The sequence below is a fragment of the Lactobacillus sp. XV31L genome (assembly GCF_059900865.1).
Map to the genome: position 1 here is coordinate 53,910 of NZ_JBWXGC010000007.1, position 23,214 is coordinate 77,123.

Genomic DNA, 23,214 nt, shown 5'->3' on the forward strand with positions numbered 1-23,214 from the left:
GCCTCACTTAAAAAATTCTTCCATTAAATTTAGCAGCTTAAAACTGTTAACAGCATAACTATCATGCTTTTGCCTTGGCATTACTAATAATTGGCCATGGGGAATGATTTGGCTGTACCACCGCACATGTTCCACCTTCACCCAGTCTTTTTCGCCAACAACGCAATAAGTGGGTACTTCTATTGCCTTCAGGCTGTCAACGGACATGTAGCTTTCAGTTAACTCTACCTGCGAGTCGCGGTTCATCTGCAAAAAGCGCAAGAAGCCTTCGGTTAAGTAGTGGTATGGTCTAATTCCATTGCCATTGACAAAGACACCGGCCACCATCAACTTTTTAAATATATGCTGGTCCTGGCTCGCCAGCATCATAGCAACTAATCCACCAGCATCAAAGCCAAAGCAGTAGCAGCCCTTAATGTCAACCTGTCTGATAAAGGCCGCTAGGTCTTCAACTTCTGTCTGGTAGTGTTGGGCGCTTTCCCCATCGCTTAGGCCGTGACCACGCATATCAAGCACGTAAACTGTATAGTAGAGGGTCAGAGGTGAGAGGATCTTGTCAAACATCCCCCCATCTAGATGGTGCCCATGCAGGAGTAGCAGGGGCGCCCCCTTGCCTAACTTACTATAATACAGTTCATTTCCATTAACTTTTTCTTTCATTCCTGGTTCCTCTCAGTAGCTTCACCAACTTCTGCTCAGATGAACGCTCCTTTTTGTGTTCCTGCCATAAATCCTGCACGATAACCTTAAGGACAATATAGTTAGCCTTGAAGTTATCCGGGATCATCTTAAAATTGAAATTGTGAACCATGCTATCCTTGCGCTGCCAATAATGGTACAGAGGCTGACTGTCACAATAAAGGCCTGCCGTGGCTGTCAAATACTGTACATTAAAAATCTGGTCTTCCATAAAAGCCAGATTTTCCATAAAGTGCAGGTGCTTGTGCCGAACAATAGTGGTTTTATAACCCTTATTCCAGGTGTAGCCCTTAACGGGCGTAGCTAAAATGTGGTTGTCAAATAAGGAACCAAACGGGTTGCTGATAAGCTGATAACTTCTCAGCTTGCCCTTCATCCCGCGCACTGTCTTTTTGGTGGCCGGAGCTGAACCTTCCTTATTTTCATAATCTAGCCAAAAGCCACAAGATACCATGGAAGCATCTGGGTGTTTATGGAAGGCCTGCACGAAGAAGTTCGTGTATCCAGGATCAACCCAATCATCGCCATCATGAAAGGTAAAGTAAGGCGTATCGACATTGTCGATGCCAACGTTACGCGCATCAGACAAGCCCCCATTCGACTTGTTAATAATTTTAAAGTAGCGGAAATGACTACGATAGCTTTCTGCTATCTTTTTTGTGTTATCCGTTGAGCCATCATTGACAATCAATAACTTGAAATTAGGATTATCTTGCTTAGCCAGGTGCTCTAATGCACGCACCAAGTACTTTTCAACGTTATAGATTGGCATGATAACAGTCAATTCAGGTTGCTGAATCATGGCACCCCTCCTTTATTGTCTTTCATTATACCATCTTAATTCTTAAAAATATTGTAAACTGGGCGACCATAACCATTAATTTAAGCTTTTATAAATGGCTTTTAGTATAATAGATTCATCAAAAAAGGAGTTAATCATTTATGAAAAAAACAAATTTGGTTTTAGTTACTATTATCGCCTTATTATCAAGTCTGATGGGAATGAGTGCCTCCGTGCAGATCACTCACGCCGATGATCTTCCCATTGTCTGCTTGGGCACGTCACTGACCCCAACGCAAAAAGAAGGTACGCTCAAGACGCTAAGTGCTCCCTTAAATGGGGCTGGCTACCAGACTATCACCATTAATGGTGACGACTTGGTTAAGTACCTCAACCCCTCTGGCGCCAACTTTACCACCGCCTCTGGTGTCTGGTCCAGCGCAATGATTCAAAAAACGGCAGCAAGCAGTGGCATCAACGTCCAAATTTTAGACTACCAGGGCCGCGACAATATCACTACAATTACTGCCAATCAATATAAGAACGCGGCCTTGACCGCCGGAATTGCTGATGCCAACATTTACGTGACCAGTGCAGTTCCAATTGACGGTTCTGGTGCATTAGCCGGCGTCTATGCTGCATATAGCAAAACAGGCACCAACTTGGACCAAAAGCAGGTTAATGCTGCCCAGAATGAGATGGGCACGCTCAGCAAGATTACCAAGGAAAACAAGAACAAGGACGGCTATAGCGACGCCCAACTAAACAACGCTGTGGCCGGGGCCAAACAAGAGATGGGCAAGATCGGCAACAACGTTTCCGACAGCCAAATTCATGATATTGTTAATAATCAAATTAACATTAACCACCTCGACGATGTCATCAACAACAACCAAAAGCAGCAAATTATCAACGTGATGATTGAAATCCGCGATTCTGGCGCTTTGAAAAACGACCGCTTCAAAGATCAAGCTGCGGCTTTATCTAAAAATATTAAGAAGAATGCCAAGGGCATTTTCAACAAGATTAACACGCCGGAAAATCGCAATTGGTTTGAACAGGTTTGGCACAGCATCACTGACTTCTTCAGCCAGCTCTTTGGTGGGGTCGCTATTATCCGAATCAGTTAATCACATCTGGTCCATAAACTTATTCAAAGTATGGTCAACAAATTCATTGCCGCGGTTATTAGCATGACCCTTGGTCCATTCAAAACTTGGGTTTGAGAATTGGCCGAGCAGTTGGTCTAATTCTTGCCAGCACTCCAGGTTAGCAATTTCACCTGGGGTGCTTTTTTGCCAGCCCCGCTTTTTCCAACCCTTGAGCCAGCCCTTGGTAATAGGGTTCAAGACATACTGAGAGTCGAGCACAAATAACAAGGGACGGTGGTTAAAGCCCAGGTCGAGCAGCTTTTTGAGTGCTTCAATCAAGGCCGTTAGTTCCATCTTATTGTTGGTGGCACCTAATTCACCATTTGCATCATGAGCAGATTGCCTGTGGCCATCTTCTTGCCACTCAATCAGGTACGCCCAAGCAGCCTTGTCAGTTGCACGCACGTGTCCACCCTTGTAGTTGCCTGTATTACGGGTACCGCCATCGGTATAGATGGTAGCAAAGTAGTCTGCGGCCGGTTCTGCAGACTTTGAACCAGACTTCAATTCCTTGCCCCTGGGTGCCTGCTTGATTGACCGGCTTGTCTGCTTGATCTTAGCAATCGCTTGGCTCAAGGAATCCTCGTCTTTTTGCAAGACTTGACTATTTTGCTTTTGGTCCCAGTTAAGGTAGTCTGTGGCATCCGTCACCTGGGCAAAAGACTTGTACTCGGCACCAGGAAAGCCATCGACTTGTTCTTTGGCTGCTTCCCACGTGCGATAAACGCCAGGTTGACGGCCTTTTTTTACTGCATAAAATTTCATATGAGCCTCCATCACTAAAATGTCTTTGTCAATGTTAAAATAGATGTAGTTTTGATTTCAAGGTGGCATGATGTTTTTCAATACCAAAAAATATAAAGAAGAAGCGGAAAAGAACCGCAAACACAATTTAGCAAAAGAACCCAGCCGGTTCAACATGCTTTTTCTGGCTGCTCTTGCTACGGTTGCACCAGCGCGGATTTTTTTGCACCTTCATAAGAAAAAAATCGAAGATACAGCCACTGTTGAAGCCAAAAAGGGAAACTTCGAGCAAGTACCGATAATCTACTTCCACGGCTTTCGCGGCGGCGACTACACGACTAATGCAATGGTGGGACAAGCACTCCAAGACAAGGACACTGACCGCTTTCTCAAGGTTACCGTGGACTTGCTGGGCAACTTTAAGCTCGAAGGCACTTGGACTGGCGACCAAAAGCCAGTCGTGCAAGTCATTTTTCGCCAGCGTTTGGTAGGAGTGTATGCAATTGACTACTATCTGCGCTTAGTCTTGCCTTTTTTAAGCCAGCGATACCATTTTAAGCGTTACACAGCAGTCGCCCACTCGCTAGCATGCCCCTGTATTGTACGAACAGAAATGCGCACTGCGCACAAGAAGAACTTTCCCCGCCTGACCAGGTGCGTCTTTATTGCCGGACCCTTTGATGGCGTTACCTATATGGGAGACATCCCCAACGTTAATGGTTTTAACTACAAGGGCCGACCTAACGTGATCAACTTGCACTACCTGTACTTGCTCTTTCACCGCAAACGGTTCAATCCCAATATTTCCGTTTTGAATATTTATGGCAATGTCTTGGACAACACCAACAGTGACAAGTTCATTTCTGTTATTTCTGCTAAAAGCATTCGCTATATTCTAGCACCCAATGCCAAATCCTACCACGAAGTCGAGATCCGCGGCCGCAAGTACGCTGAACACAGCTGGATGCATGACAATCCATTCGTGATTGACATTATTGATAAATTTATTAGGCTTAAAAAGTAACTTATTTTAATTATGGAGGAACTACGTGATTTTAGTTCGCGACATTATTCGCATCATTATCATTACCAACGCTATCTTAGCCTTTTATATCGTCTTTCATAGGCGGCGGTCTGTCTCAACAACATGGGCGTGGCTAATCATATTACTGGTGCTGCCCGTGCTCGGCCTTGTGCTTTATGGCTTTTTTGGGCGGGGAATTTCCCAAGAAAATATCTTTGCAATTAATAAACAGCACCACATCGGTCTGCGTAATGTGCAAAAGTCAATTACCAAGGCACCCAAGAAAGTCAGCCCTTCTGACACCTCGAACAAGGCCCAAATGGTGGTCCACTTTTTTGACCATAATGGCGAATCACCCTTAAGCAAAAACAACCACGTCAAACTTTATACTGATGGTGGCCCCATGTTTAAGGATATGATGCGTGACATCAAGCAAGCCCGCCAAACAGTCAACGTTGAATTCTATACCTTCTATAACGACCAAATTGGCAATGACTTGCTCGACTTACTAATCAAAAAGGCCAAGGAAGGCGTGCAGGTGCGCTTGCTCTACGACGCTTGGGGTTCAATGGGGGCCACTAAAGCCTGGTTCGACCAGCTAAGTGCGGTTGGCGGGCAGGTTCTGCCCTTTGTCACTTCACGCAACATGATTACCAGGTACCGGATTAACTACCACCTGCACCGCAAAATTGTTGTGGTAGATGGCAAGATTTCATGGACTGGGGGATTTAATGTAGGTGACCAATACCTTAGCCGCAAGAAAAAGTTTGGCTACTGGCGCGACAGTCATGTTCGGATTGTCGGATCAGCCTCTCTTCTATTGCAAGAACGCTTTGTCATGGACTGGAACGCTTCAATCCAAAAAGAAGAACAAGTTATCACCTTCAATACCCTGCTCTTCCCAGACTTAGACGAAAATGAAATCCGCCCTGGCGATGTTGCTACCCAGATCGTGTCCGATGGCCCAGACCAATATAACGCCAACATGCGTAATGGCGTAATGCGCTTGATGTCCCTGGCCAAGAAGCGCGTCTGGATCCAAACGCCCTACTTGATTCCTGATGACGCCATGTTTGCCACTCTGTTGACGATTGCTATGTCTGGCGTCGATCTCAGAATCATGATTCCCTGCAAGCCAGACCACCCCTTCATCTACCGGGCAACCCAGTGGTATGCAAATGAACTCTCGCGCTACGGCGTCAAGATTTACATGTATGAGAACGGCTTTATTCATGCCAAAACGATTGTCATCGACAACAGCTTTTCCACGGTTGGCTCAATGAACCAGGATTATCGCTCCTACGACTTGAATTTTGAAGACATTGCGGTCTTTTATGATAAGAACTTTACCCAAGAAGTAGCGCAATCTTTTGAAAAAGATATGGAAAAGTCAACTTTGCTAACGCCGCAAATGATTGCCAAGCAGAGCCGCTGGCTCCGAACCTTGCAAAGTTTTTCACGCATGCTGTCACCAATCTTATAAAAAAGACTTCCGTCAGGAAGCCTTTTTATTTTTAGTTGGACTTGACCTTAATCTGCAAAATGGCAGACCTGGTCAACAGGATAGCGCACCGTCTTAACAGCACTAGCAGCTTTCTTGCTCTTGCCAATTGCAATTGCCATGACTGGAACATAAAGTTTAGGATCTAGGTCAAAAGCTTCAGGCACCTGCTTGGCATCATAACCAGCAATTGGGTTGGTATCATAGCCATGGTTGCGTGCAACCAACATAAATTGCATGGCAGCAAGAGAACTATCAATAATTGCATCAGTTGTTCGCATCTGCATTGAACCATTTTCATAAAGTGGCAAAAAGGTGCTTAAAACCTCATCTAACTTCTCCTTAGTAATATTGCCTTCTTCATATGTCTTAGTCCACATCTTGCGGTAAGACTTATATGCATCGCTATAGCCAAAGATCTGCAACTTCAAAGTGCCACGCTTGCAAGTTGCAAGCCGATGGTGCGGTGATTGTTTCTTCAAGCATCTGCTTGAATTCAGACCGCGAAATTTTAACTTCCGGATCAAACTCACGAACAGAATGACGATTTTGTACAATATCAGTAAAGTCATTGTTAGACATAACTTTCACACTTTCTTTAATTAAATTTTTCTTTCTGCCTTCATTTTACTATGCTTTGATAATTATTTCACATATAGCTAAAAAAAAGAGCTCGCACACCGGCGACCCCTTTTACAAAATATTTTGTATTTCAATCCTGATATCATGGTGCACATGCTTTTTAATTGCTTCAACAATTTGGGCAATTCCGCGAGAAAAACGCAGGTAATACTGGTGGTTGTTCTTGGTTGTAAGAATGCAAATGACCATTTCTTTCTTAGGATTAGGTACCTTGATTAAAGTTGCCAGCACGATGTCAGTATAAGGCACAGTGCGGCGGAAGTATCCTGATACTACTGCCCGCTTAGGTGCAAAGCCAGTGAAGCCATCAAGAAGGCCAACCATTAAAACGATTGCCAAAAAAATACCAAGCCCAGGATCGCCCTTTTCAATTAATTGCCAGGCAAAAGTGATCCAAATAAAAATCACTGACCAGACAAACGAAGAAGTACGATACTGCCCCTTCAAGTCAATATTCGCCTGCCAGTACCAACTGTAACACGTATAACCAACCAGCAAAGCATCCACAATAAGATAAAAACCTGCCATATTATTCTCCTTACATTTGTTCTTACTCATTATAACAGACTGGCCTCTTTTAGTCGGGTAAAGTAGTTAAGTGTAATTTATGCTTGTGTTTTTGCTAAAAATATTGTTAAATTAAGATTAAACAAATGCGATGAAAAAGACGAGTAGGTAATTTAATTCTCAAAGTGAACCAGCGCTAGTGGGAAGCTGGTAGTTCCTAAATTACTGAAAAACCCTTTTTAGCAGCACACTGAACTGATGATTAAAGTAGGTGGTGCCGTCCCCAGTACGTTATCAAACTGGTAAAGCATGTTTGTGCTTTATAGAGTTGGCCCTTAGGGGCAATCTAGGTGGTACCGCGGAAAAAGCCTTTCGTCCTAATTTTATTAGGAGCGAAGGGCTTTTTCTTTGACTCAAAATTGGAGGAGGATATTATGACCTTAATCTTACCTAAAAGTTACCAACCAACCCTAACTATCCGCGACACGGAAGCCGCTATTGTCTTTATCCGCGAACGCTTCCACGCAATTCTAGCAGAAAAGCTTAACTTGCAGCGGATGTCTGCACCCCTCTTTGTCGAGCGCAGCACCGGCTTAAATGACAACTTAAATGGTACCGAGCGTCCCGTTGCTTTTGATGCCAAAGACATTCCTGCTGATGACTTGGAAATTGTTCACTCTCTTGCCAAGTGGAAACGGCTTGCCCTAAAGAAATATGGCTTTGGCCTGCACGAGGGGCTTTACACCAACATGAACGCTATTCGCCGTGATGAAGACCTAGACAACTTCCACTCAATTTACGTGGACCAATGGGACTGGGAAAAGGTCATTGCCCAAGAAGAACGCACAGAAGAAACCCTTAAGCACACAGTCAGACTGATTTTTGCTGCCATCAAGCAGATTGAAAAAGAATGTGCCGAGCGCTACCCTGCTTCCACCTACCGCCTGCCCGATGAGTTGTACTTTATCAATACCCAGGAGCTAGAAGACCGCTGGCCAAGCCTTAGTCCAGAAGAGCGGGAAAACAAAATTGCCCAAGAACAAAAAGCGGTTTTCATTATGAAAATTGGTGACCGACTCGCTAAAAGCGGCCAGGCTCATGATGGGCGTGCCCCTGACTATGACGACTGGCAACTAAATGGCGACCTCTTGTTTTGGTATGAACCGCTCAAGCAGAAGATGGAAATATCTTCCATGGGCATCCGGGTTAGTCCCCAAAGCCTGCAGGACCAACTCAAAAAGGCAGGCTGCCTAGAGCGCGAAGAGTTACCTTTCCACCGCATGCTCTTAAACGAACAACTACCCTATTCAATTGGCGGAGGCATTGGTCAATCTCGCCTTTGCATGCTTTTGCTAGGCAAGGCCCATATCGGCGAAGTGCAAGCCAGCACTTGGCCAGACGACATGATCAAGCAGTGCCAAGACCACCATATGCAAATCTTATAAAATAAAAAAGTTCACACGGAAAAAGGCCGGGTGGCTTTTTTTATTAGTGGCAAATTTAGGTTAGGCTAGAATCTTGTAGTAAACTATCAAATAGAAATATTTAGTTTTCAGAAAGGTCCTAAATTATGATTGATTCTAAACAATTAGATGAATTAAAGACGGATATCGATCAGGCCCGCCACGTTACATTTTTGACTGGAGCTGGCGTATCAACCCACTCCGGCATTCCTGACTACCGCTCCAAAAACGGCATCTATGATGGCGTATCTGAAAGTCCCGAAACTATTTTGAGTGCTGAGACGCTCCTTAATCGACCGGACTTTTTCTACCAGTTTGTCATGGACAATATGTACTTCCCTGATGCCCAACCCAATGAGATCCATTCCAAAATTGCCCAAATTTGCAACGCTAAGGGTGACCTAATTACCCAAAACGTTGATAGTCTGGACAAAAAAGCAGGCAACCAGCACGTGACCGAATTTCACGGCAGCCTCTATGATATCTATTGCAGCAAGTGTCACAAGTCTGTTGACTATAGTGACTATACCCAATCATACCAGCATACAGAATGTGGCGGCATCATTCGGCCAGGTATTGTCCTGTATGGCGAAGCTATTAATGCAGACAAGCTATCTAAATCCATCAATGCAATGCAGAATTCCGACTTGGTCATCATCTCAGGGACCAGTTTCGTCGTATACCCCTTTGCCCAACTTTTGTCTTACCGGCAAAATGATGCCAAGGTCTGGGCCATCAACAAGACGGCCATTCCGGCTGCCGGAGTGTCTGCCATCATCGGCGACGCCCTGGATGTTTTTCAACAATTATAAGGCTGGTAACCTTTATTTAATAAGCTAGAAAAGAGTTTTTAATGTCAATTATTAAGTTGTACGCACCCTTCTTTGATCTTAACAACTGGGTCCACGTCTTGACCAGCGGCAATGATTGGTTGATCATCCTGACTTTGATTCTCATGGAGTGCCTCTTGTCCGTTGATAATGCGGTTGTGCTAGCGGCCCAGACCAGGGTGCTGCCTGACAAAAGCCAGCAAGAAAAGTCCCTATTCTACGGGCTCTGGGGTGCATATATTTTTCGCTTCATTGTAATTGGAATCGGTACCTACTTAATTAACTTTTGGGAAATTAAGCTGGCTGGGGGCCTTTACCTCCTCTATCTTGCCTTTAAATTTTTCTATGACCAGCGCCACCCACAAAGTGCAGCCCAAGTCAAAAAGCAAAAAGCTCATCAGCAAGACCACCAGAAGTCCAAACATGTCCTGTCCCTCTTTTGGCGCACTGTCATTTCCATTGAAGCCATGGACATTGTGTTTTCAATTGATTCTGTCTTGGCCGCACTTGCCGTTTCCAGCAATCCAGTGGTTGTGCTAATTGGCGGCATGATTGGCATCTTGTGCATGCGGGGCGTGGCCGAGGTGATTATCCGATTGATGGACATCATTCCTGAACTGCAGCCAATGGCCTACCTCTTGATTGGTCTTATTGCCTTAAAGCTGCTAGCTTCGCTACCTCCGCTATACTTTGAATTGCCCAATACGGTCTTTGCTCTTATCGTTTTCGCTATTTTGCTACTCACGATTGCCTTCCACTTTTGGCGGATTAAAAGGCACGGCCGTAAACTATAACCATTTATTACCGTGCTTTTGAGAATTGGAAGAAAAATGGATTATGCAAACTACTTTACTAATAGATCTACTACTGCGATTGCTTATGACTTAATTGGGCGGCCCCTGACCTTTAACGATGGCAGCCAAACAATGGGCGGCTACATTGTTGAAACTGAGGCCTATTTGGGAGTAAAGGACCGCGCAGCCCACTCTTATGGTGGGAATCGCAGTCCCGCAAACGAAGGCCTGTACCGCAGCGGCGGCACTATCTACATCTTTGCCCAACGGCAGTATTTCTTTTTTAACGTGGCTACGCAAGAAGCTGGCCAGCCCCAGGGGATCCTAATTCGGGCCATTGAACCCAGTTGGGGAATTGATCAAATGCAGGCTAACCGCAACGGCAGGGATGGCATCTTATTGACCAACGGTCCTGCCAAATTGATGCAGGCTTTCGGCATCCACAATAAAGATTGGAACCTGCATTTTTTGCCAGATTCGCCCTTTGTCATTGACCTAAACGACCACCACCAAAAATGTGCCCGCCGCATTGCTCGCAGTCCCCGCATTGGGGTCAACCAATCTGAATTGGAATGGGCCAATAAGCCCCTGCGCTTTTACGTTGCCGGCAATCCTTATGTGTCCCGCATGAAGAAGCGCGACTGGCGCAACGACCATGGCTGGCTGACAGATTAAGTGAGCCTTCACAAATAATGATAAGCACTTGATGAAATAATTCTAAAAATATTTTAATAAATTGTTGACAAGGAACAAGTTTTAGCCTATCATTTGCTTCAATTAAATAATTTCCAATGCAATAGAGGTTGCGGTGATTACGAACATAGCCTGAGTGAACGAACACTTGGAAGGCTACGCGGAAGAATTACCGCCGAAATCAGAGTATTATTCGTTTTAATATCCTGGTTGGGCTGCAAGAGAAGATCTTGCAGACTGTCCTAGTTACCAACTAGGGAGCGCTATCTGTTTGTCTAACTAAATTAGATTTTCACACCTCGTTGTCTTGAAGAACAACGAGGTTTTTATTTACGCTTTTTATTGTATTGGCTTTATTTGAAAAATATTTTTCGGAGGTTTTCAAAATGAAGTCAAGATACAGGTGGATGGCGGCTCTTACCGCCTTCCTAGTCAGCTTAGTCCTCGGGGCCAGCTTTAACTATAATCCGGTTGCTGCTAAAACGGACGATGGTACTCTCAAGGTGGCCATGGAGGCCAACTACCAGCCCTACAATTGGACCCAGACCAATAACGCAAACGGAGCCGTACCAATTGAAGGCTCACACGCCTTTGCCAACGGTTACGACGTGGCAATTGCTAAGCTGATTGGCAAAAAGCTGCACAAAAAAGTAGTGGTCGTTAAGACTGAATGGGATGGCCTCTTGCCCGCCTTGACTAGTGGCAAGGCTGACCTCATTATCGCTGGTATGAGCCCAACGCCTGAGCGGGAAAAGGCCATCAACTTTTCTAAACCATACCGGCACGGCACCTTCGTTGTTATTACCAAGATTAACAGCAAGTATGCCAATGCCAAAAGCTTACGTGACTTCAAAGGCGCGCGGTTAACTGCCCAGCAGGGAACTTCCCACTACGCCATGATCAAGCAGCTGCCAGGAGCCAAGCGGCAAACCGCCATGCGTGACTTTGCGGCCATGCGCCAAAGTCTAATTTCAGGTACGATTGATGGCTACTTGGCTGAAGACACCGAATCAACCTCCTTCAAGATGGTTGACCCTGACATCAAGGCCATTCCTATCAGCAAAATGCCCGGTTTCCATGTCACTAAGGAAGAATCTGTGACCTCAATCGGAATTGCTAAGCCTAACAAGGACCTGCTCAAGAAGGTCAACAATGCCCTGGCAAGCATCCCAGAATCTGAGCGCGCTAAGCTCATGACCAATGCTATTAAGGTTCAGCCTAAGACTGATAATAACAAGAAGGGCAAACAAGAGAACTGGCTGGTGTCAATGTGGAAAGAATATGGCAACATGATTATGAGTGGGATCGGCATGACCCTGCTGCTCGCCTTTGTCGGCACCATTGCCGGCTTCTTCATTGGCCTAGTGGTTGGGATTGTACGGACTATTCCTACACCCACAACTACGGGCAAGAAGTGGCTGCTAAAGATCATCAACTGGCTCTTGTCAGTCTATATTGAAGTCTTCCGGGGTACCCCAATGATGGTACAAGCAGCTGTAATCTACTACGGGATTGCACAGTTCTGGCACATTAACATCGACCGAACGGCGGCAGCTTTAATTATCGTTTCCATCAACACGGGCGCTTACCTAGCTGAAATTATCCGCGGCGGAATCTTGTCAACACCAGAAGGACAGTTTGAAGCAGCCAGTGCCTTGGGCATGACTCACAACCAACGGATGTGGCATATCATCCTGCCCCAAGCAATTAAAAACTGCCTACCGTCAATTACCAACGAATTCATCGTCAACATCAAGGATACTTCTGTTTTAAGCATCATTTCTGTATCTGAATTGTTCTTTGTCGGGACTACGGTTGCCAGCCAAACCTTCAAATTCTTCCCAACTTACTTGACTATTTCGGCGATTTACCTGATCTTGACCTTTACTACTACGAGAATTTTCAACCTAATTGAAAAGCGTCTCGAAGGCAGCAAGAATTACAATCTGATGGCCAATCAAGTACAAGTCGGCACATCTACAAAACAAGGAGGAAACAAGTAATGACCACCGCAAATGAAGCTATTTTAAGCTTAAAGCATGTGCAAAAATCCTTTGGCAACCACCAAGTGCTGCGTGATATTTCCCTAGACATCAACAAGGGCGAGATTGCCACGATTATCGGTCCTTCCGGTGGCGGCAAGTCAACGACATTGCGCTGCATCAACCTTTTAGAAGAGCCTACTGCTGGCGAAGTGGACTTCCACGGTCAGAATGTGCTAGATCCTAGCTACAACCGCAATATCTACCGGGCCAAGGTCGGCATGGTCTTCCAGCAATTTGACCTGTTTGAAAACAAGAATGTCCTAGCCAACTGCATGGTGGGACAAGAATTGGTCTTAAAGCGGTCTAAGGAAGAAGCACGCCAAGTAGCCTTGGCCAACTTGGAAAAAGTTGGCATGGCCGAATACGTCAACGCCCGGCCCCGGCAATTGTCTGGTGGTCAACAACAGCGAGTGGCCATTGCCCGCGCAATCTGTATGGATCCCGAGATCCTACTCTTTGACGAACCGACCAGTGCACTTGACCCTGAAATGGTTGGTGAAGTTTTGGGCGTTATGCAAAACTTGGCCACAACTGGTCTGACCATGATCATTGTGACCCACGAGATGGCCTTCGCCCGTGACATTTCTGACCAGATTTTCTTCATTAGTGGCGGTATTATCGCTGAACAGGGCTCTCCCGACCAGCTCTTCAACCACCCGCAAAATGAACTAACGGAGAAGTTCCTCAGCAACTTCCAAAACAATTAAGTACACTAACAGGTGCCCTGAGAGCAAGGGGCGCCTGTTTTTATGCACAAAAATACCCTGATGCTAAGCGTGCCAGGGTATTTGAATAGAAAGCCGTGCTAGTCGCCGCCGTACTTCTTGCGCATCTTGAGGTCGTGGCGGTATACCAGCAGCAGGATCGCCGTCCAGACCACGCACAGGACAATCAAGAACCAGACGTCCACCACGCGCTTGACGTAGACCGCGGGGCTGGCCGCAAGCGGAAAGATAAAGTACCAGAACAGGCCGGCCCACGGAAGAAGGATGATGAAGGCCATCAACGCACGTTCATAAAACTTGGAATACAGCCGCGGCTGGCCGTAGACCTCGACCTTGTGCCTCTGCGTGTAGACCAACAGCACCACGCACAAAAGCAGAATCAAAATTGTCGCAATATCCTTAATGCGGTTTATCAATTGCGGATTCGCGTCCGCAGCCAGCGCCAGGTATGAACCTATTTTCACTGTCAGCATTTTTCTCAACCTCCTGCGGTTACATAACTATTTGTACTGTAATTATACGCCTATTTTCATTCAATTTAAGCAAACGCTTACTTTTTTTGTGACGAAGATAATGATTAATCACTGCAATTTCAGCCTGTTATTCCGGGTGGTTTTCGTGCCACTGCTTGATCTGTTCTAGTCTCTTCTTAAAGCGATCCTCGTGCCCCTGGGTCGTGGGCAAATAGTATTCGTGCCCCTCAAGGCTAGGCGGCATAGTCTTCATCGTTGTTAATTTGTCTTTAGCAGCGTGCGCCAGCTGATAGTCATTGCCATAACCCAGGTTCTCCATTAATTTAGTTGGTGCGTTGCGAATCTTGAGCGGCACCTGTTCGTCAATCGTTTCTTTCACATCCTTAGCAGCAGCCAGGCGTGCCTTATAAATGGCGTTTGACTTAGGCGCAAGGGCCAAATAGGTCACGGCCTCAACCAGGTGGACGTCGCACTCAGGCATCCCCAAAAACTGGCAGGCCTGAAAAACATTAACAGCTATGTTCAAAGCGTTCGTGTCAGCCAAGCCTATGTCCTCGCTGGCAAAGCGTACTAGGCGGCGGGAGATGTAGAGTGGATCTTCCCCACCTTCGAGCATCCGCGCAAGCCAGTAGATCGCAGCATTGACATCACTGTTGCGCATCGATTTATGGAGCGCCGAGATGATGTTGTAGTGCTCCTCGCCGTTTTTGTCGTACAAAACAGACTTTTGCGTAATTAATTGACTTAAACTGGCCATAGTAACCGCGACTTGGTCACCCTTTTTATCCCCATTTAAGACGGCCATCTCTAACGTGTTGAGGGCGGTGCGGGCGTCGCCGTTGGCAAACTTGGCAATCGCCTTAACTTCCTGGTCGCTGATCGCAACGTGCAGCTGGCCAAAGCCCTGGGGATTTTCAAGCGCGTTTTGGAGCAGCTGGACGATATCGGCAACCTCGAGCGGCTTTAAAACGAAGACCTTGCAGCGCGAAAGCAAGGCCGAGTTGACCTCAAAGGACGGGTTCTCCGTGGTTGCACCAATCAGGGTAATCGTGCCGCGTTCAACGTAGGGCAAAAAGGCATCTTGTTGGGCCTTGTTGAAGCGGTGAATCTCATCGATAAAGACTAATGTCTTCTGCCCCAGGTCGTGCGCCGCTTCTGCCTCCTTCATAACCTTGCGAATCTTGGTAATGCTGCTGTCAACCGCGCTAAAGCGATAAAAGACCGACTGTGACTGGCGCGCAATGAGTTCTGCTAGTGTGGTCTTGCCTACGCCTGGTGGTCCCCAGAAGATCATCGAACTCACCTGGTCGTGGTCAATCATGTCCCGTAAAATTTTCCCTTGACCTAGCAGGTGACTTTGGCCAACAAATTCAGCTAGTGTGCGTGGCCGCACACGGCTAGCCAGTGGCGTATTTTGACTATTTCCTGCAAACAATGATTCTTGCTTCATCATGATATCTTCTTTGCTAGTCCATAAACTGTTTTTCCTTTATTATACAGGCACAGAAGAATAAAGCATATGAAAATTGCTGGCGGCCGTAATTGGGCTGTCACCTATAACCATTCCAGACAACTAAAATTTTTTTGTTAAAAACTGGGAAATATCCGGCTTAGTAGAATCCATTACTTTAAATAATTTATAGCTTTTTATTTTTGTCAAGCTAGGTACGCCTATTATTTTAAAATGCTTACGGGCTTTTTTAAGAGCTAGATTACTATCTGTTTTTGTAGTATCGACGTAATAAATTTTGATATGTCGCTGTTGACTGACCTTGGCAAGGCTGGGAACAAATGCACGACAGTAGGGGCATGTTTTCCTTCCCCAAAAAACATATATCATTTTGCTACCAATCAGCTTGTGCAACTTTTTGATTGAAATTTTCTTAAAACCCTTAACCGCATCAGCATATATGTTCTCCTGATATCTTATCAATTCAGTAGTTATTTGGTCTTCATTTGCAGCAGCACTTACTGTAATTGGCTGATTAAAAACTGATATCGAACATAATTGGACTAATATGACTAGTAATATTAATTTACGTTTCATTTCTATTCTCTCCTGATAATCTACTTGACGATTATTATAAATTGGATAGACAATAATCTTGTAAAAGTGGCAGATATATTTCTAGGTAGGATTGAAACATGGAGATTAGAGAATTGCTGAAGAGCTACCGGCTCAAGCAGAAAAAAACTAAAAAAGCATGGGCGGGCCCAATAATTAGTTCTTCCTTCTATGCTCGAGTTGAAAAGGGTATTTCGCGAATTTCAGCCGAAGACCTGCTTAACTTGCTTGATTATAACCAAATTTCCGCACTGGAATTTTTTGGTAAACTCAAAAATGAAAAGCCGCTGGTAAAAGATGGTGACCATAAATTCACCAAATTAATAATTCATGCCTATTACAATGATTCCAAGGAAGATTTGCAAAAAATACGGCAGCAGATCCTGAAAAGCAGTTTGTCGAATAAAAATAAAGAAGATAGTTTACTATTAGCAGATATATCAATTGCATTAGTAAACAATGAATTGGCTAGTTTAGATCCTAAAAAGATCCAACTTTTAAAAAATAGATTTTTTGATATTGAAAATATTAATGAAGAAAGCATTTATTTATATGGAAATTGCATGGTGTGGTTTGACTTTACAAGCAATCTGATGATTTCAAAAAAAGTCATTAAGCGCTTTATCAACACCGATAATATCCAGACACAAATTCATGTATTAGGGATAATTATCAATATGCTAGTTTTATGTATCAAAGAAAGTCATTACGACGATTCTACTTTTTTCATTAGCAACGCTTCGAAAATAATAATAATTCCAGAAAATTATTATTACCATAATGTTCTTAATTTTTTCACTAGCCTAATTGAGGACCATTACGACCACCACGAAGAGCATCTGTCTGTGTGCCACACCATAATTGCGAACTTTAAGATAAACGGGTTGACCAAGTATAGTCAGGAGCTGGCAGGATTCTTGGCCGCAAACAAATAATAAAAATATTTCCCTTAAAAATGGCAAATACGTCATTTCATACTTATACAGATTTCAGCGTAATATACTAAATTTGTAAACAATACTAAGTTAATGAAGGAGGTATTTCAAATGAATAGTCTTTTAAGAGGAATATTTATAATACTCAATAATCTTTTAAAATAATGATATATTAGTAAGTTGATTTTTTGTTTTATTTAGAGGTATACATCATGAAAAAAATAGTTACATTAGCATCAGCAGCTGTTCTAGGTTTAACAATGTTTGCAGCACCAGCTACTCAAGTATCTGCAGCAACAACTACCCCTGCTCAATCAACAACGACTAATCAATTGTCACAAGCTGAAATGGAGACTATTAATGCTGCTATTAAAGGTTCTCTGATTACTTATCCAGATTCATCAGGTGTTGCTCAGGTTAAAATCGTAGATAAAAATTATTTAGCACAATCCTTAAAGCAAACCAATCTTAAAGTGACTGTAGAAGATGTACAATCTGCATTAGATAAGGTCAATTCATTTGCTAAGAATCATCCAAGCGAATTTACTTATGAAAATCCTCTTTTGAGAAAGAAAAAGAAAAATACTGCATTGTGTAAGAATGTCATGCACACAACAGGATCTGCTCTTCAAACTGCTTGGACAGCTGGTTCAATGGTTGTTGGTGCAGGAGTACCTGGATATTTAATTGGGGCAGGATTTAATGCAATTTTTAACGTTGCTTCATGGGCTTGCTAAGGTTGAATAAGATTAAAGAAGAAAGCTTTATGATATTATAAAGCTTTCTTAGTAGTTATAAGAAATCAATTGATTGAAAAACTCCTTTCTTAATATTGATAGATATAGGATTAGAGAATGAAAAAATGAACAACTTCTATAACAAATATGAATCAACGTGTAATTCTACACTGATCATCATCTCTGCATTACTCAACACAATTTTCACCTATTCACGTTTTGGCCTCATTTTAATCATAATATGGAGCCTGATTAGTCTTTTAGCCAATCTTCTGGTCGACAATTATGCTAATCGCGCTGAAACGCCTGCAATGACCAGAAAAAGAAGAGTCTGGGGCTATATTTTGGTTGCCCTCCTCATGCTGACCAGCTTGGGAATAATTTGGTGGTACTTATCTCAGAGGTAAATAAGAATGAGTTTTCGGTTTTTCAATTGCTGGTGTAGTTTTTGGATGGGGATATAGGACAATTATGCATACGGCAGGCAATGCAGTTTGTTAATGCTAGTTAAACATTTATAAGGCTTTATAATATTAAAGGGGAATTATATGGAACTATGGCACCTCTTGTACTCGCCGCCGGACAGCTGACACCAACAGTCACTAACGCCTGCACGCGGCCAGGTCAGGACCTCTGCACCATCGACAAAAAGCTGCACAGCAACTACCACAACGCGCTGGTCAACGCCTCCTTCGTGCTCAGGTAAAACACAAGGGGCTGGGTGGCTAATTAGAGAAATAAGCAAAAAGCGTCCCGTTGCGAGCTTTGATACAGCCATTAGGAACGCTTTTTGAGTTTTCAATTATTTTAATATAATCGGATTATCCGAACTCTTTTTAACAATTTACCATTTTATTAAATTAAATAAATACGGTGATGACTCATAAAATTTACCAAAGTGTACCATCCATGATTTAAAGCATTCCATAACAGGTAAATATTAATCGACCAGCAGAACGATTAGAAGCTTAAACAAAAAGCAGGACTAGCTCTACTAAGTGCTAATCCTACTTTTAACTTGCTATTATGTTGGCAATTCTATCCAAGGTCAAAGCCCTTCGGGAAATGCTGCTTCTTCCCGTTGTACATCACGTAGGTCTCTAGTGAGCTCCTCTTGGCCGAATGATCGTACAGCCTAAAAAGTTGCTTGGTTGTATACTTTTTACCCCGTGGGTGCCTAATCGTTACCCGACCCACAGCCTGGATATGCTTGAAGCCCACACTAACACCTGAATGCTTCCGCAGTTTGTAGTGTCCCAGTTTCACGACTAGCCCTTGGGGATTGCCCGCCTCGGCCAGAATCTCCTTGTTATGAATATTGAAGTGGCTCAAATCGACACCGGCAAGATTATGGTCATGATAGAACATCCTGGTTGAATCCTTCAGTTTAGGCACTTTCCAGCCGCACAGGTTCACGTAGACAAGGCTAGGACCGTCCATAAACATGTCCGGGGTCTCCTGCATCTTGCGCGTATCCCAATTGTGTAGGTCCACGGTGCGCAATTGGGAATCATTTTGGAACATGCCGCGCGTTCCGACTAGGCTCCTCGTGTTAAAGTGGCTCAGGTCCACGTCAACCAAATTCTTGTCATTCCTAAACATGTAGCCCATCTTGGTCACCTTGCTCGATTACATTCCGCCAATTTAACTCAAATTAACACTAAATTAATTTTTAACAAGATTGACAGTCAGCTAATAGTGGCTTTTAATTATTATTAACAGCAATAAAGTAATAGTTAATAATCAATATGAAAAATTAACCACCATTATTATCAGTATTTTCAGTGCACTTGTTTTTACCACAGCCATTTTTGTAATCGCTTGCAAAAATACTCATATATCTATATAATATAAGTATAACAAAGTCCCATAAGTCAACCAAAAATCGTGAGCTTCAATGAATTTTTATTGATGGAAACGCTCTCTGCTGTAATTATTTCTGCCTCGTTACTAACAGTTGGTCCGGTTTCTACTGTATTAGCAGGAAAAAATGTTGGTGGTGGCGATTGGGATTACGGTTTTAGCTGGAATTATGGCTGGTCTCAATATTATCATGGCACCAAAAAGCATAGTGCATCGGTTGCTTATAATGGTGATGAACATCGTAATACCGTGAAAAAAGGCAAAACTGCATATGCAGAATATCATAAGATACCACCAACAGGATTGACTTATTGGTGGAACGTATACTAGTTTAGTTGCGTAACATAATTTTGGGGTGTAGTTAGTGAATATTGACTACACCCTTTTTATTAATAATGGAGGCTTAATCATGAAGAAGGCGGTCACGGCCTGCTTGGCCATTATTACCTGCTTAGCCTATTTGCTGACTGTCAATTTTTACCAATCAAAGGACTATGATCAGGTAGCGCAAATGGGACAAACCGATAATTCGTTCCAAGTATACCTGCAAAACAGTGGGGTTGCCCCCAGCAGCCAGCTAGCCTTTTTTCGGCACTTGGCACGCCAGGATGGCTTGTCGATTATCCTGACAAGCAAGGGTGAAGATAATACCGTAGAAAAGTCTGTGGTCGCCGGAAGTGCAACTTTTCCTGCCCGCTCCTTTCGTCTCAAGCACCTGAATTTTGCTAACCGGTTAGAATTCTATGCCAGCTACGATGCCCATGATGCACATCAAAGAGGACGTATTCCGGTATTTGCAAAAAATAATCGAGTAATCGTACAGGACATGGAGCGCTACTTCAAGGGCAAGCAAGTTGTTGATGGAGTTTATACGATTATCCCGGGAAGGTCGTCTAAGGCCGCGATAATCAAGAAGCTGGCCCGCTTTTATGGGGTGGCGCGCTCCAAGCTGCTCACGCCGACAGCAGGAATGAAGATTGAGTATTTGACCAGAGGACTCATGCTCATGGGCATACTCCTTATCCTGGCTGTGCTAATTTTCATTTTGGTCAATTCCCATTACCCGGTGGCCCAGGCAGGTACAATCAGCATTAAAAAACTGAACGGATGGAAAAATGGCGATATTTTGGCAGATTTGGTTAGACCAGGGTTAGTTACGATTGGGGTTACTGCTATCCTCTTAGACCTTGCCAGCATGATGATCTTTTCCTACTGGCCGCGAGGCTTCTTAGCCAGCTGTATTGTTTCGCAGGCTATTATTGCGGTTTTATATTTAGCCATCAATATTTTTACATATGTCATAATTAAACGCATGTCAATCACAGACCTCTTGAAAGGCAGGCTGCACTTGGGCGCTGGGGTTGAAGGTGCTGCTAACCGGGGTCTCGGTAATGCTGCTGGTCAATATATCGGGTGCTCTAACTAGTGCCGCGGCTAACTATCAATTGCAGCAAGATTGGTCCAAGGAGGGCAATTTGCTAACGGTTGACTCTGTTAGCACGCAATTTTCAAGCAATGGTCGGCAGGCTACCAAGAATCTAACCAGATGGTTTCGCAAAATGGCGCAGAATAAGGACGTTTATTACGTTAACAGTGACGTTTATTCTGCCAAAGACATACTGCCGGCACATGCGTCAACCCAATTAAGCAAGCAGGAATACGCACTAATGGCGGTCAACCGCAACTTTATTAACGCTAAGCTGCCCCAAGTGAAAAAACATCTGGGCACAACGCCACCGGATTTTTTGGTACCGGTTAGGTACCATAAGCAGGCTGCTCAAATCAAGTACTTGTTGCAGAATTACCGGTACAATGACCTGTCTAGCAAGCTGCAAAAAGGGCTTAGTCCTCGGCAGGTAAAAATCAAAATCGAGTATTATAGCGAATACCTGCAGCAAATTACGTATAATGTCCGCCAGCAAAAGCGGTTTGTTAATCCCATTATCGAGCTTGTGCAAGAAGAGCACCTGAATGAGGGTCAGGCGTTGGCACTTGGCAATACCGACAAGTCGAGCCCAATCAAAATAGAAAACAATAAGCAATCTAGGACCCAACTGCGTCGCCTGGCCCGTAACCCTGAAGTGAAAAGACTGCGGTTAAAGTTTGTTAACATGAACAAGATTTTAGCAACAAGCCTGGATGCAGCCTATCGGGGGCTGCGCACAATCGTCCTTATCTTGCTGTCAGTCTTCGTGATTAATCTATTTGCCGCAACTTTTCTCACCCTTTACGTTATCGCCAGCCGGCAGAAGAAACTGGCGGTAGAACGCTTATTGGGCTACCGCAAGGTTGACCGCTACCAAACAGAGATGTTGCTGTTTATTTTGTTGGGCGCTGGTGAATTAGTTGGACTGGTGGTAGCCCGCGTTTCCTGGCCAATTCTGCTGCTGGCGCTGGCGCTAATTTTGACTGAGCTGGTGGTTCTTAATATTATCATCCGGCGAGCCGAGAGCCATGATTTGCCGTTTTTGCTTAAGGGAGGACTATCATGATTGAATTGAAGAATGTGACCAAGAGATTTTGTGCCAAGGTAATTTTTGAGCATTTTAACATGACCGTCAAAAAGGGCGAGATGATTGCCGTAGTGGGACCCAGCGGGGCAGGCAAGAGCACGCTGCTCAACGTTCTAGGGCTAATTGATGCGGTTGACAGTGGCGAATTCTATTTTGAAGACAAGCTCAATGTTAAACCCAACAGTGCGTTAGCCCAGAAAATTATTCGGGCGAAAATTAGCTACCTCTTTCAAAATTTTGCTTTAATTGAGGAGGACACCGTTGCGGAAAACCTGTTGCTTGCACTTAAATACGTCCACCAAACCAAGGCAGCTAAAAAGGCCCTGGTTGCCGCGGCGCTGCAAAAAGTGGGTCTCGGTGACAGTATGAATAGCAAGATTTATGAGCTATCGGGCGGTCAGCAGCAGCGTGTGGCTATTGCCCGCGCCGTGGTAAAGCCTAGCGAACTGGTTTTAGCCGACGAGCCTACAGGATCCTTGGATGATCAAAACCGGGACGAAATTATCAAACTGCTAGGCGAACTCAATGATGCGGGCAAGACCGTGGTGATTGTCACGCATGACGAGCACGTGGCGCAGAAATGCCAGCGCATAATCAGCCTGGATTAGATAAGCATAAAGGTACACGAAGCGGGATATTAGACCGCTTTCTTTTATATTTAATAATAGTTGTTTGAGATAATTTTTTCTTTGATTGGCATCTTTTTCTTTCAGAGCGGGTCTCAAATCCTTCTGGCATCAAATCAAGCTTTAAACTATCAGTCACGCTGCTTGTGTTCAAGGCCTCTAGGTTCAAATTTGCCAAACTAGTCGCATTGGCAAACATCGACGACATGTCGGTTACTTTACTGGTATCCCAACCCGTTAGGTTTATTCCAGCAAGGACCGGGCTGTCCGCAAACATGTAGCCCATCTTGGTCACCTTGCTTGATTACATTCCGCCAATTCAACTCAAATTAACACTAAATTAGTTTTTAACAAGATTGACAGTCAGCTAATAGTAGCTTTTAATTATTAATAGCAATAAAGT

At 44.2% G+C, this 23,214-nt stretch carries 26 protein-coding genes, 1 pseudogene, 1 riboswitch and 1 other annotated feature; of the genes and pseudogenes, 16 read left to right on the plus strand and 11 right to left on the minus strand.

What is annotated here, in order from left to right; all coding sequences use genetic code 11:
* Nucleotides 1-3: 3 nt before the first annotated feature.
* Together AC2JF7_RS05980 and AC2JF7_RS05985 are read right to left on the minus strand one after the other, a co-directional pair.
* Nucleotides 4-660, minus strand: a complete 657-nt coding sequence (locus AC2JF7_RS05980) for an alpha/beta fold hydrolase (RefSeq protein WP_500727781.1) — start codon at nucleotides 658-660, stop codon at nucleotides 4-6.
* A complete protein-coding gene (locus tag AC2JF7_RS05985) occupies nucleotides 644-1,501 on the minus strand; it encodes a glycosyltransferase family A protein (protein ID WP_500727782.1) in 858 nt (285 codons plus the stop codon). The genes AC2JF7_RS05980 and AC2JF7_RS05985 overlap by 17 nt, the downstream gene beginning before the upstream one ends.
* 140 nt (nucleotides 1,502-1,641) lie before the next feature.
* On the opposite strand from AC2JF7_RS05985, the gene AC2JF7_RS05990 reads away from it, so the two are divergent.
* Nucleotides 1,642-2,610 carry a DUF1002 domain-containing protein gene (locus AC2JF7_RS05990; protein WP_500727783.1) on the plus strand — a complete coding sequence of 323 codons (969 nt, stop codon included), beginning with the start codon at nucleotides 1,642-1,644 and terminating at the stop codon, nucleotides 2,608-2,610.
* Here the strand turns inward: AC2JF7_RS05990 and AC2JF7_RS05995 are convergent, their stop codons facing one another.
* Nucleotides 2,611-3,396, minus strand: coding sequence for a ribonuclease H family protein (locus AC2JF7_RS05995; RefSeq protein ID WP_500727784.1), 786 nt, complete (start codon nucleotides 3,394-3,396; stop codon nucleotides 2,611-2,613).
* 70 nt (nucleotides 3,397-3,466) lie between these two features.
* Between AC2JF7_RS05995 and AC2JF7_RS06000 the strand changes: the two genes are divergently transcribed.
* Complete coding sequence (locus AC2JF7_RS06000) at nucleotides 3,467-4,399, plus strand: alpha/beta hydrolase (RefSeq protein WP_500727844.1); 933 nt, start codon at nucleotides 3,467-3,469, stop codon at nucleotides 4,397-4,399.
* A 25-nt stretch (nucleotides 4,400-4,424) separates the two neighbouring features.
* Nucleotides 4,425-5,882 carry a cardiolipin synthase gene (cls, locus tag AC2JF7_RS06005; RefSeq protein ID WP_500727785.1) on the plus strand — a complete coding sequence of 486 codons (1,458 nt, stop codon included), beginning with the start codon at nucleotides 4,425-4,427 and terminating at the stop codon, nucleotides 5,880-5,882.
* Nucleotides 5,883-5,929: 47 nt separating this feature from the next.
* On the opposite strand, the pseudogene AC2JF7_RS06010 reads toward cls, so the two are convergent.
* Together AC2JF7_RS06010 and AC2JF7_RS06015 are read right to left on the minus strand one after the other, a co-directional pair.
* A pseudogene (locus AC2JF7_RS06010) lies at nucleotides 5,930-6,503 on the minus strand (nitroreductase family protein).
* 90 nt (nucleotides 6,504-6,593) lie between these two features.
* Nucleotides 6,594-7,070, minus strand: coding sequence for a hypothetical protein (locus AC2JF7_RS06015; RefSeq protein ID WP_500727786.1), 477 nt, complete (start codon nucleotides 7,068-7,070; stop codon nucleotides 6,594-6,596).
* Nucleotides 7,071-7,191: 121 nt separating this feature from the next.
* Nucleotides 7,192-7,432, plus strand: a binding site (T-box leader).
* A 51-nt stretch (nucleotides 7,433-7,483) separates the two neighbouring features.
* On the opposite strand from AC2JF7_RS06015, the gene asnA reads away from it, so the two are divergent.
* The 6 genes from asnA (at nucleotide 7,484) to AC2JF7_RS06045 (ending at nucleotide 13,581) form a co-directional block, all read left to right on the plus strand.
* A complete protein-coding gene (gene asnA, locus AC2JF7_RS06020) occupies nucleotides 7,484-8,494 on the plus strand; it encodes an aspartate--ammonia ligase (protein WP_500727787.1) in 1,011 nt (336 codons plus the stop codon).
* 125 nt (nucleotides 8,495-8,619) lie between these two features.
* Nucleotides 8,620-9,324: an NAD-dependent protein deacylase gene (locus AC2JF7_RS06025; protein ID WP_500727788.1), complete on the plus strand. Its 705-nt coding sequence runs from the start codon at nucleotides 8,620-8,622 to the stop codon at nucleotides 9,322-9,324.
* 41 nt (nucleotides 9,325-9,365) lie between these two features.
* Entirely contained in the window at nucleotides 9,366-10,136 is a 771-nt protein-coding gene (locus tag AC2JF7_RS06030; RefSeq protein ID WP_500727789.1) for a TerC family protein, read from the plus strand.
* Between the two features lie 36 nt (nucleotides 10,137-10,172).
* Complete coding sequence (locus AC2JF7_RS06035; protein ID WP_500727790.1) at nucleotides 10,173-10,811, plus strand: DNA-3-methyladenine glycosylase; 639 nt, start codon at nucleotides 10,173-10,175, stop codon at nucleotides 10,809-10,811.
* A 114-nt stretch (nucleotides 10,812-10,925) separates the two neighbouring features.
* Nucleotides 10,926-11,103: riboswitch (Lysine riboswitch) on the plus strand.
* 112 nt (nucleotides 11,104-11,215) lie between these two features.
* Entirely contained in the window at nucleotides 11,216-12,832 is a 1,617-nt protein-coding gene (locus AC2JF7_RS06040) for an ABC transporter substrate-binding protein/permease (RefSeq protein WP_500727791.1), read from the plus strand.
* Complete coding sequence (locus tag AC2JF7_RS06045; RefSeq protein ID WP_500727792.1) at nucleotides 12,832-13,581, plus strand: amino acid ABC transporter ATP-binding protein; 750 nt, start codon at nucleotides 12,832-12,834, stop codon at nucleotides 13,579-13,581. The genes AC2JF7_RS06040 and AC2JF7_RS06045 overlap by 1 nt, the downstream gene beginning before the upstream one ends.
* Before the next feature lie 98 nt (nucleotides 13,582-13,679).
* Here AC2JF7_RS06045 and AC2JF7_RS06050 read toward each other — a convergent pair whose 3' ends face one another.
* The 3 genes from AC2JF7_RS06050 to AC2JF7_RS06060 form a co-directional block, all read right to left on the minus strand.
* Nucleotides 13,680-14,072 (minus strand): hypothetical protein, encoded by a 393-nt coding sequence (locus AC2JF7_RS06050; RefSeq protein WP_500727793.1) that lies wholly within the window; start codon nucleotides 14,070-14,072, stop codon nucleotides 13,680-13,682.
* Between the two features lie 127 nt (nucleotides 14,073-14,199).
* Nucleotides 14,200-15,522 carry a replication-associated recombination protein A gene (locus tag AC2JF7_RS06055; RefSeq protein ID WP_500727845.1) on the minus strand — a complete coding sequence of 441 codons (1,323 nt, stop codon included), beginning with the start codon at nucleotides 15,520-15,522 and terminating at the stop codon, nucleotides 14,200-14,202.
* 123 nt (nucleotides 15,523-15,645) lie between these two features.
* Nucleotides 15,646-16,119 (minus strand): DUF6568 family protein, encoded by a 474-nt coding sequence (locus AC2JF7_RS06060; protein WP_500727794.1) that lies wholly within the window; start codon nucleotides 16,117-16,119, stop codon nucleotides 15,646-15,648.
* A 98-nt stretch (nucleotides 16,120-16,217) separates the two neighbouring features.
* On the opposite strand from AC2JF7_RS06060, the gene AC2JF7_RS06065 reads away from it, so the two are divergent.
* From AC2JF7_RS06065 to AC2JF7_RS06075, 3 genes are all read left to right on the plus strand, one after another.
* On the plus strand, nucleotides 16,218-17,072 hold the full coding sequence (locus AC2JF7_RS06065; protein ID WP_500727795.1) for an Rgg family transcriptional regulator: 855 nt from the start codon (nucleotides 16,218-16,220) through the stop codon (nucleotides 17,070-17,072).
* A 212-nt stretch (nucleotides 17,073-17,284) separates the two neighbouring features.
* The gene (locus tag AC2JF7_RS06070; RefSeq protein ID WP_500727796.1) at nucleotides 17,285-17,809 is read left to right on the plus strand and encodes a hypothetical protein; all 525 of its coding nucleotides are present in this window, start codon (nucleotides 17,285-17,287) and stop codon (nucleotides 17,807-17,809) included.
* 125 nt (nucleotides 17,810-17,934) lie between these two features.
* Entirely contained in the window at nucleotides 17,935-18,216 is a 282-nt protein-coding gene (locus AC2JF7_RS06075) for a hypothetical protein (RefSeq protein ID WP_500727797.1), read from the plus strand.
* Between the two features lie 137 nt (nucleotides 18,217-18,353).
* Here the strand turns inward: AC2JF7_RS06075 and AC2JF7_RS06080 are convergent, their stop codons facing one another.
* Both AC2JF7_RS06080 and AC2JF7_RS06085 read right to left on the minus strand, forming a co-directional pair.
* Complete coding sequence (locus AC2JF7_RS06080; protein WP_500727798.1) at nucleotides 18,354-18,587, minus strand: hypothetical protein; 234 nt, start codon at nucleotides 18,585-18,587, stop codon at nucleotides 18,354-18,356.
* 260 nt (nucleotides 18,588-18,847) lie between these two features.
* Nucleotides 18,848-19,429 carry a BspA family leucine-rich repeat surface protein gene (locus tag AC2JF7_RS06085; RefSeq protein WP_500727799.1) on the minus strand — a complete coding sequence of 194 codons (582 nt, stop codon included), beginning with the start codon at nucleotides 19,427-19,429 and terminating at the stop codon, nucleotides 18,848-18,850.
* Between the two features lie 267 nt (nucleotides 19,430-19,696).
* Here AC2JF7_RS06085 and AC2JF7_RS06090 point away from each other — a divergent pair, with 267 nt between their 5' ends.
* The 4 genes from AC2JF7_RS06090 to AC2JF7_RS06105 all read left to right on the plus strand — a co-directional run bounded on the left by AC2JF7_RS06090 (nucleotide 19,697) and on the right by AC2JF7_RS06105 (nucleotide 22,793).
* Nucleotides 19,697-20,002, plus strand: a complete 306-nt coding sequence (locus AC2JF7_RS06090) for a lactococcin 972 family bacteriocin (RefSeq protein WP_500727800.1) — start codon at nucleotides 19,697-19,699, stop codon at nucleotides 20,000-20,002.
* A 79-nt stretch (nucleotides 20,003-20,081) separates the two neighbouring features.
* Nucleotides 20,082-21,098, plus strand: a complete 1,017-nt coding sequence (locus AC2JF7_RS06095) for a hypothetical protein (RefSeq protein ID WP_500727801.1) — start codon at nucleotides 20,082-20,084, stop codon at nucleotides 21,096-21,098.
* Entirely contained in the window at nucleotides 21,034-22,164 is a 1,131-nt protein-coding gene (locus AC2JF7_RS06100; RefSeq protein ID WP_500727802.1) for a bacteriocin-associated integral membrane family protein, read from the plus strand. The genes AC2JF7_RS06095 and AC2JF7_RS06100 overlap by 65 nt, the downstream gene beginning before the upstream one ends.
* Nucleotides 22,161-22,793, plus strand: a complete 633-nt coding sequence (locus tag AC2JF7_RS06105; protein WP_500727803.1) for an ABC transporter ATP-binding protein — start codon at nucleotides 22,161-22,163, stop codon at nucleotides 22,791-22,793. The genes AC2JF7_RS06100 and AC2JF7_RS06105 overlap by 4 nt, the downstream gene beginning before the upstream one ends.
* On the opposite strand, the gene AC2JF7_RS06110 is transcribed toward AC2JF7_RS06105, so the two are convergent.
* A complete protein-coding gene (locus AC2JF7_RS06110; RefSeq protein ID WP_500727804.1) occupies nucleotides 22,780-23,106 on the minus strand; it encodes a BspA family leucine-rich repeat surface protein in 327 nt (108 codons plus the stop codon). The two genes, AC2JF7_RS06105 and AC2JF7_RS06110, sit on opposite strands and share 14 nt — an antisense overlap.
* Nucleotides 23,107-23,214 lie beyond the last annotated feature (108 nt).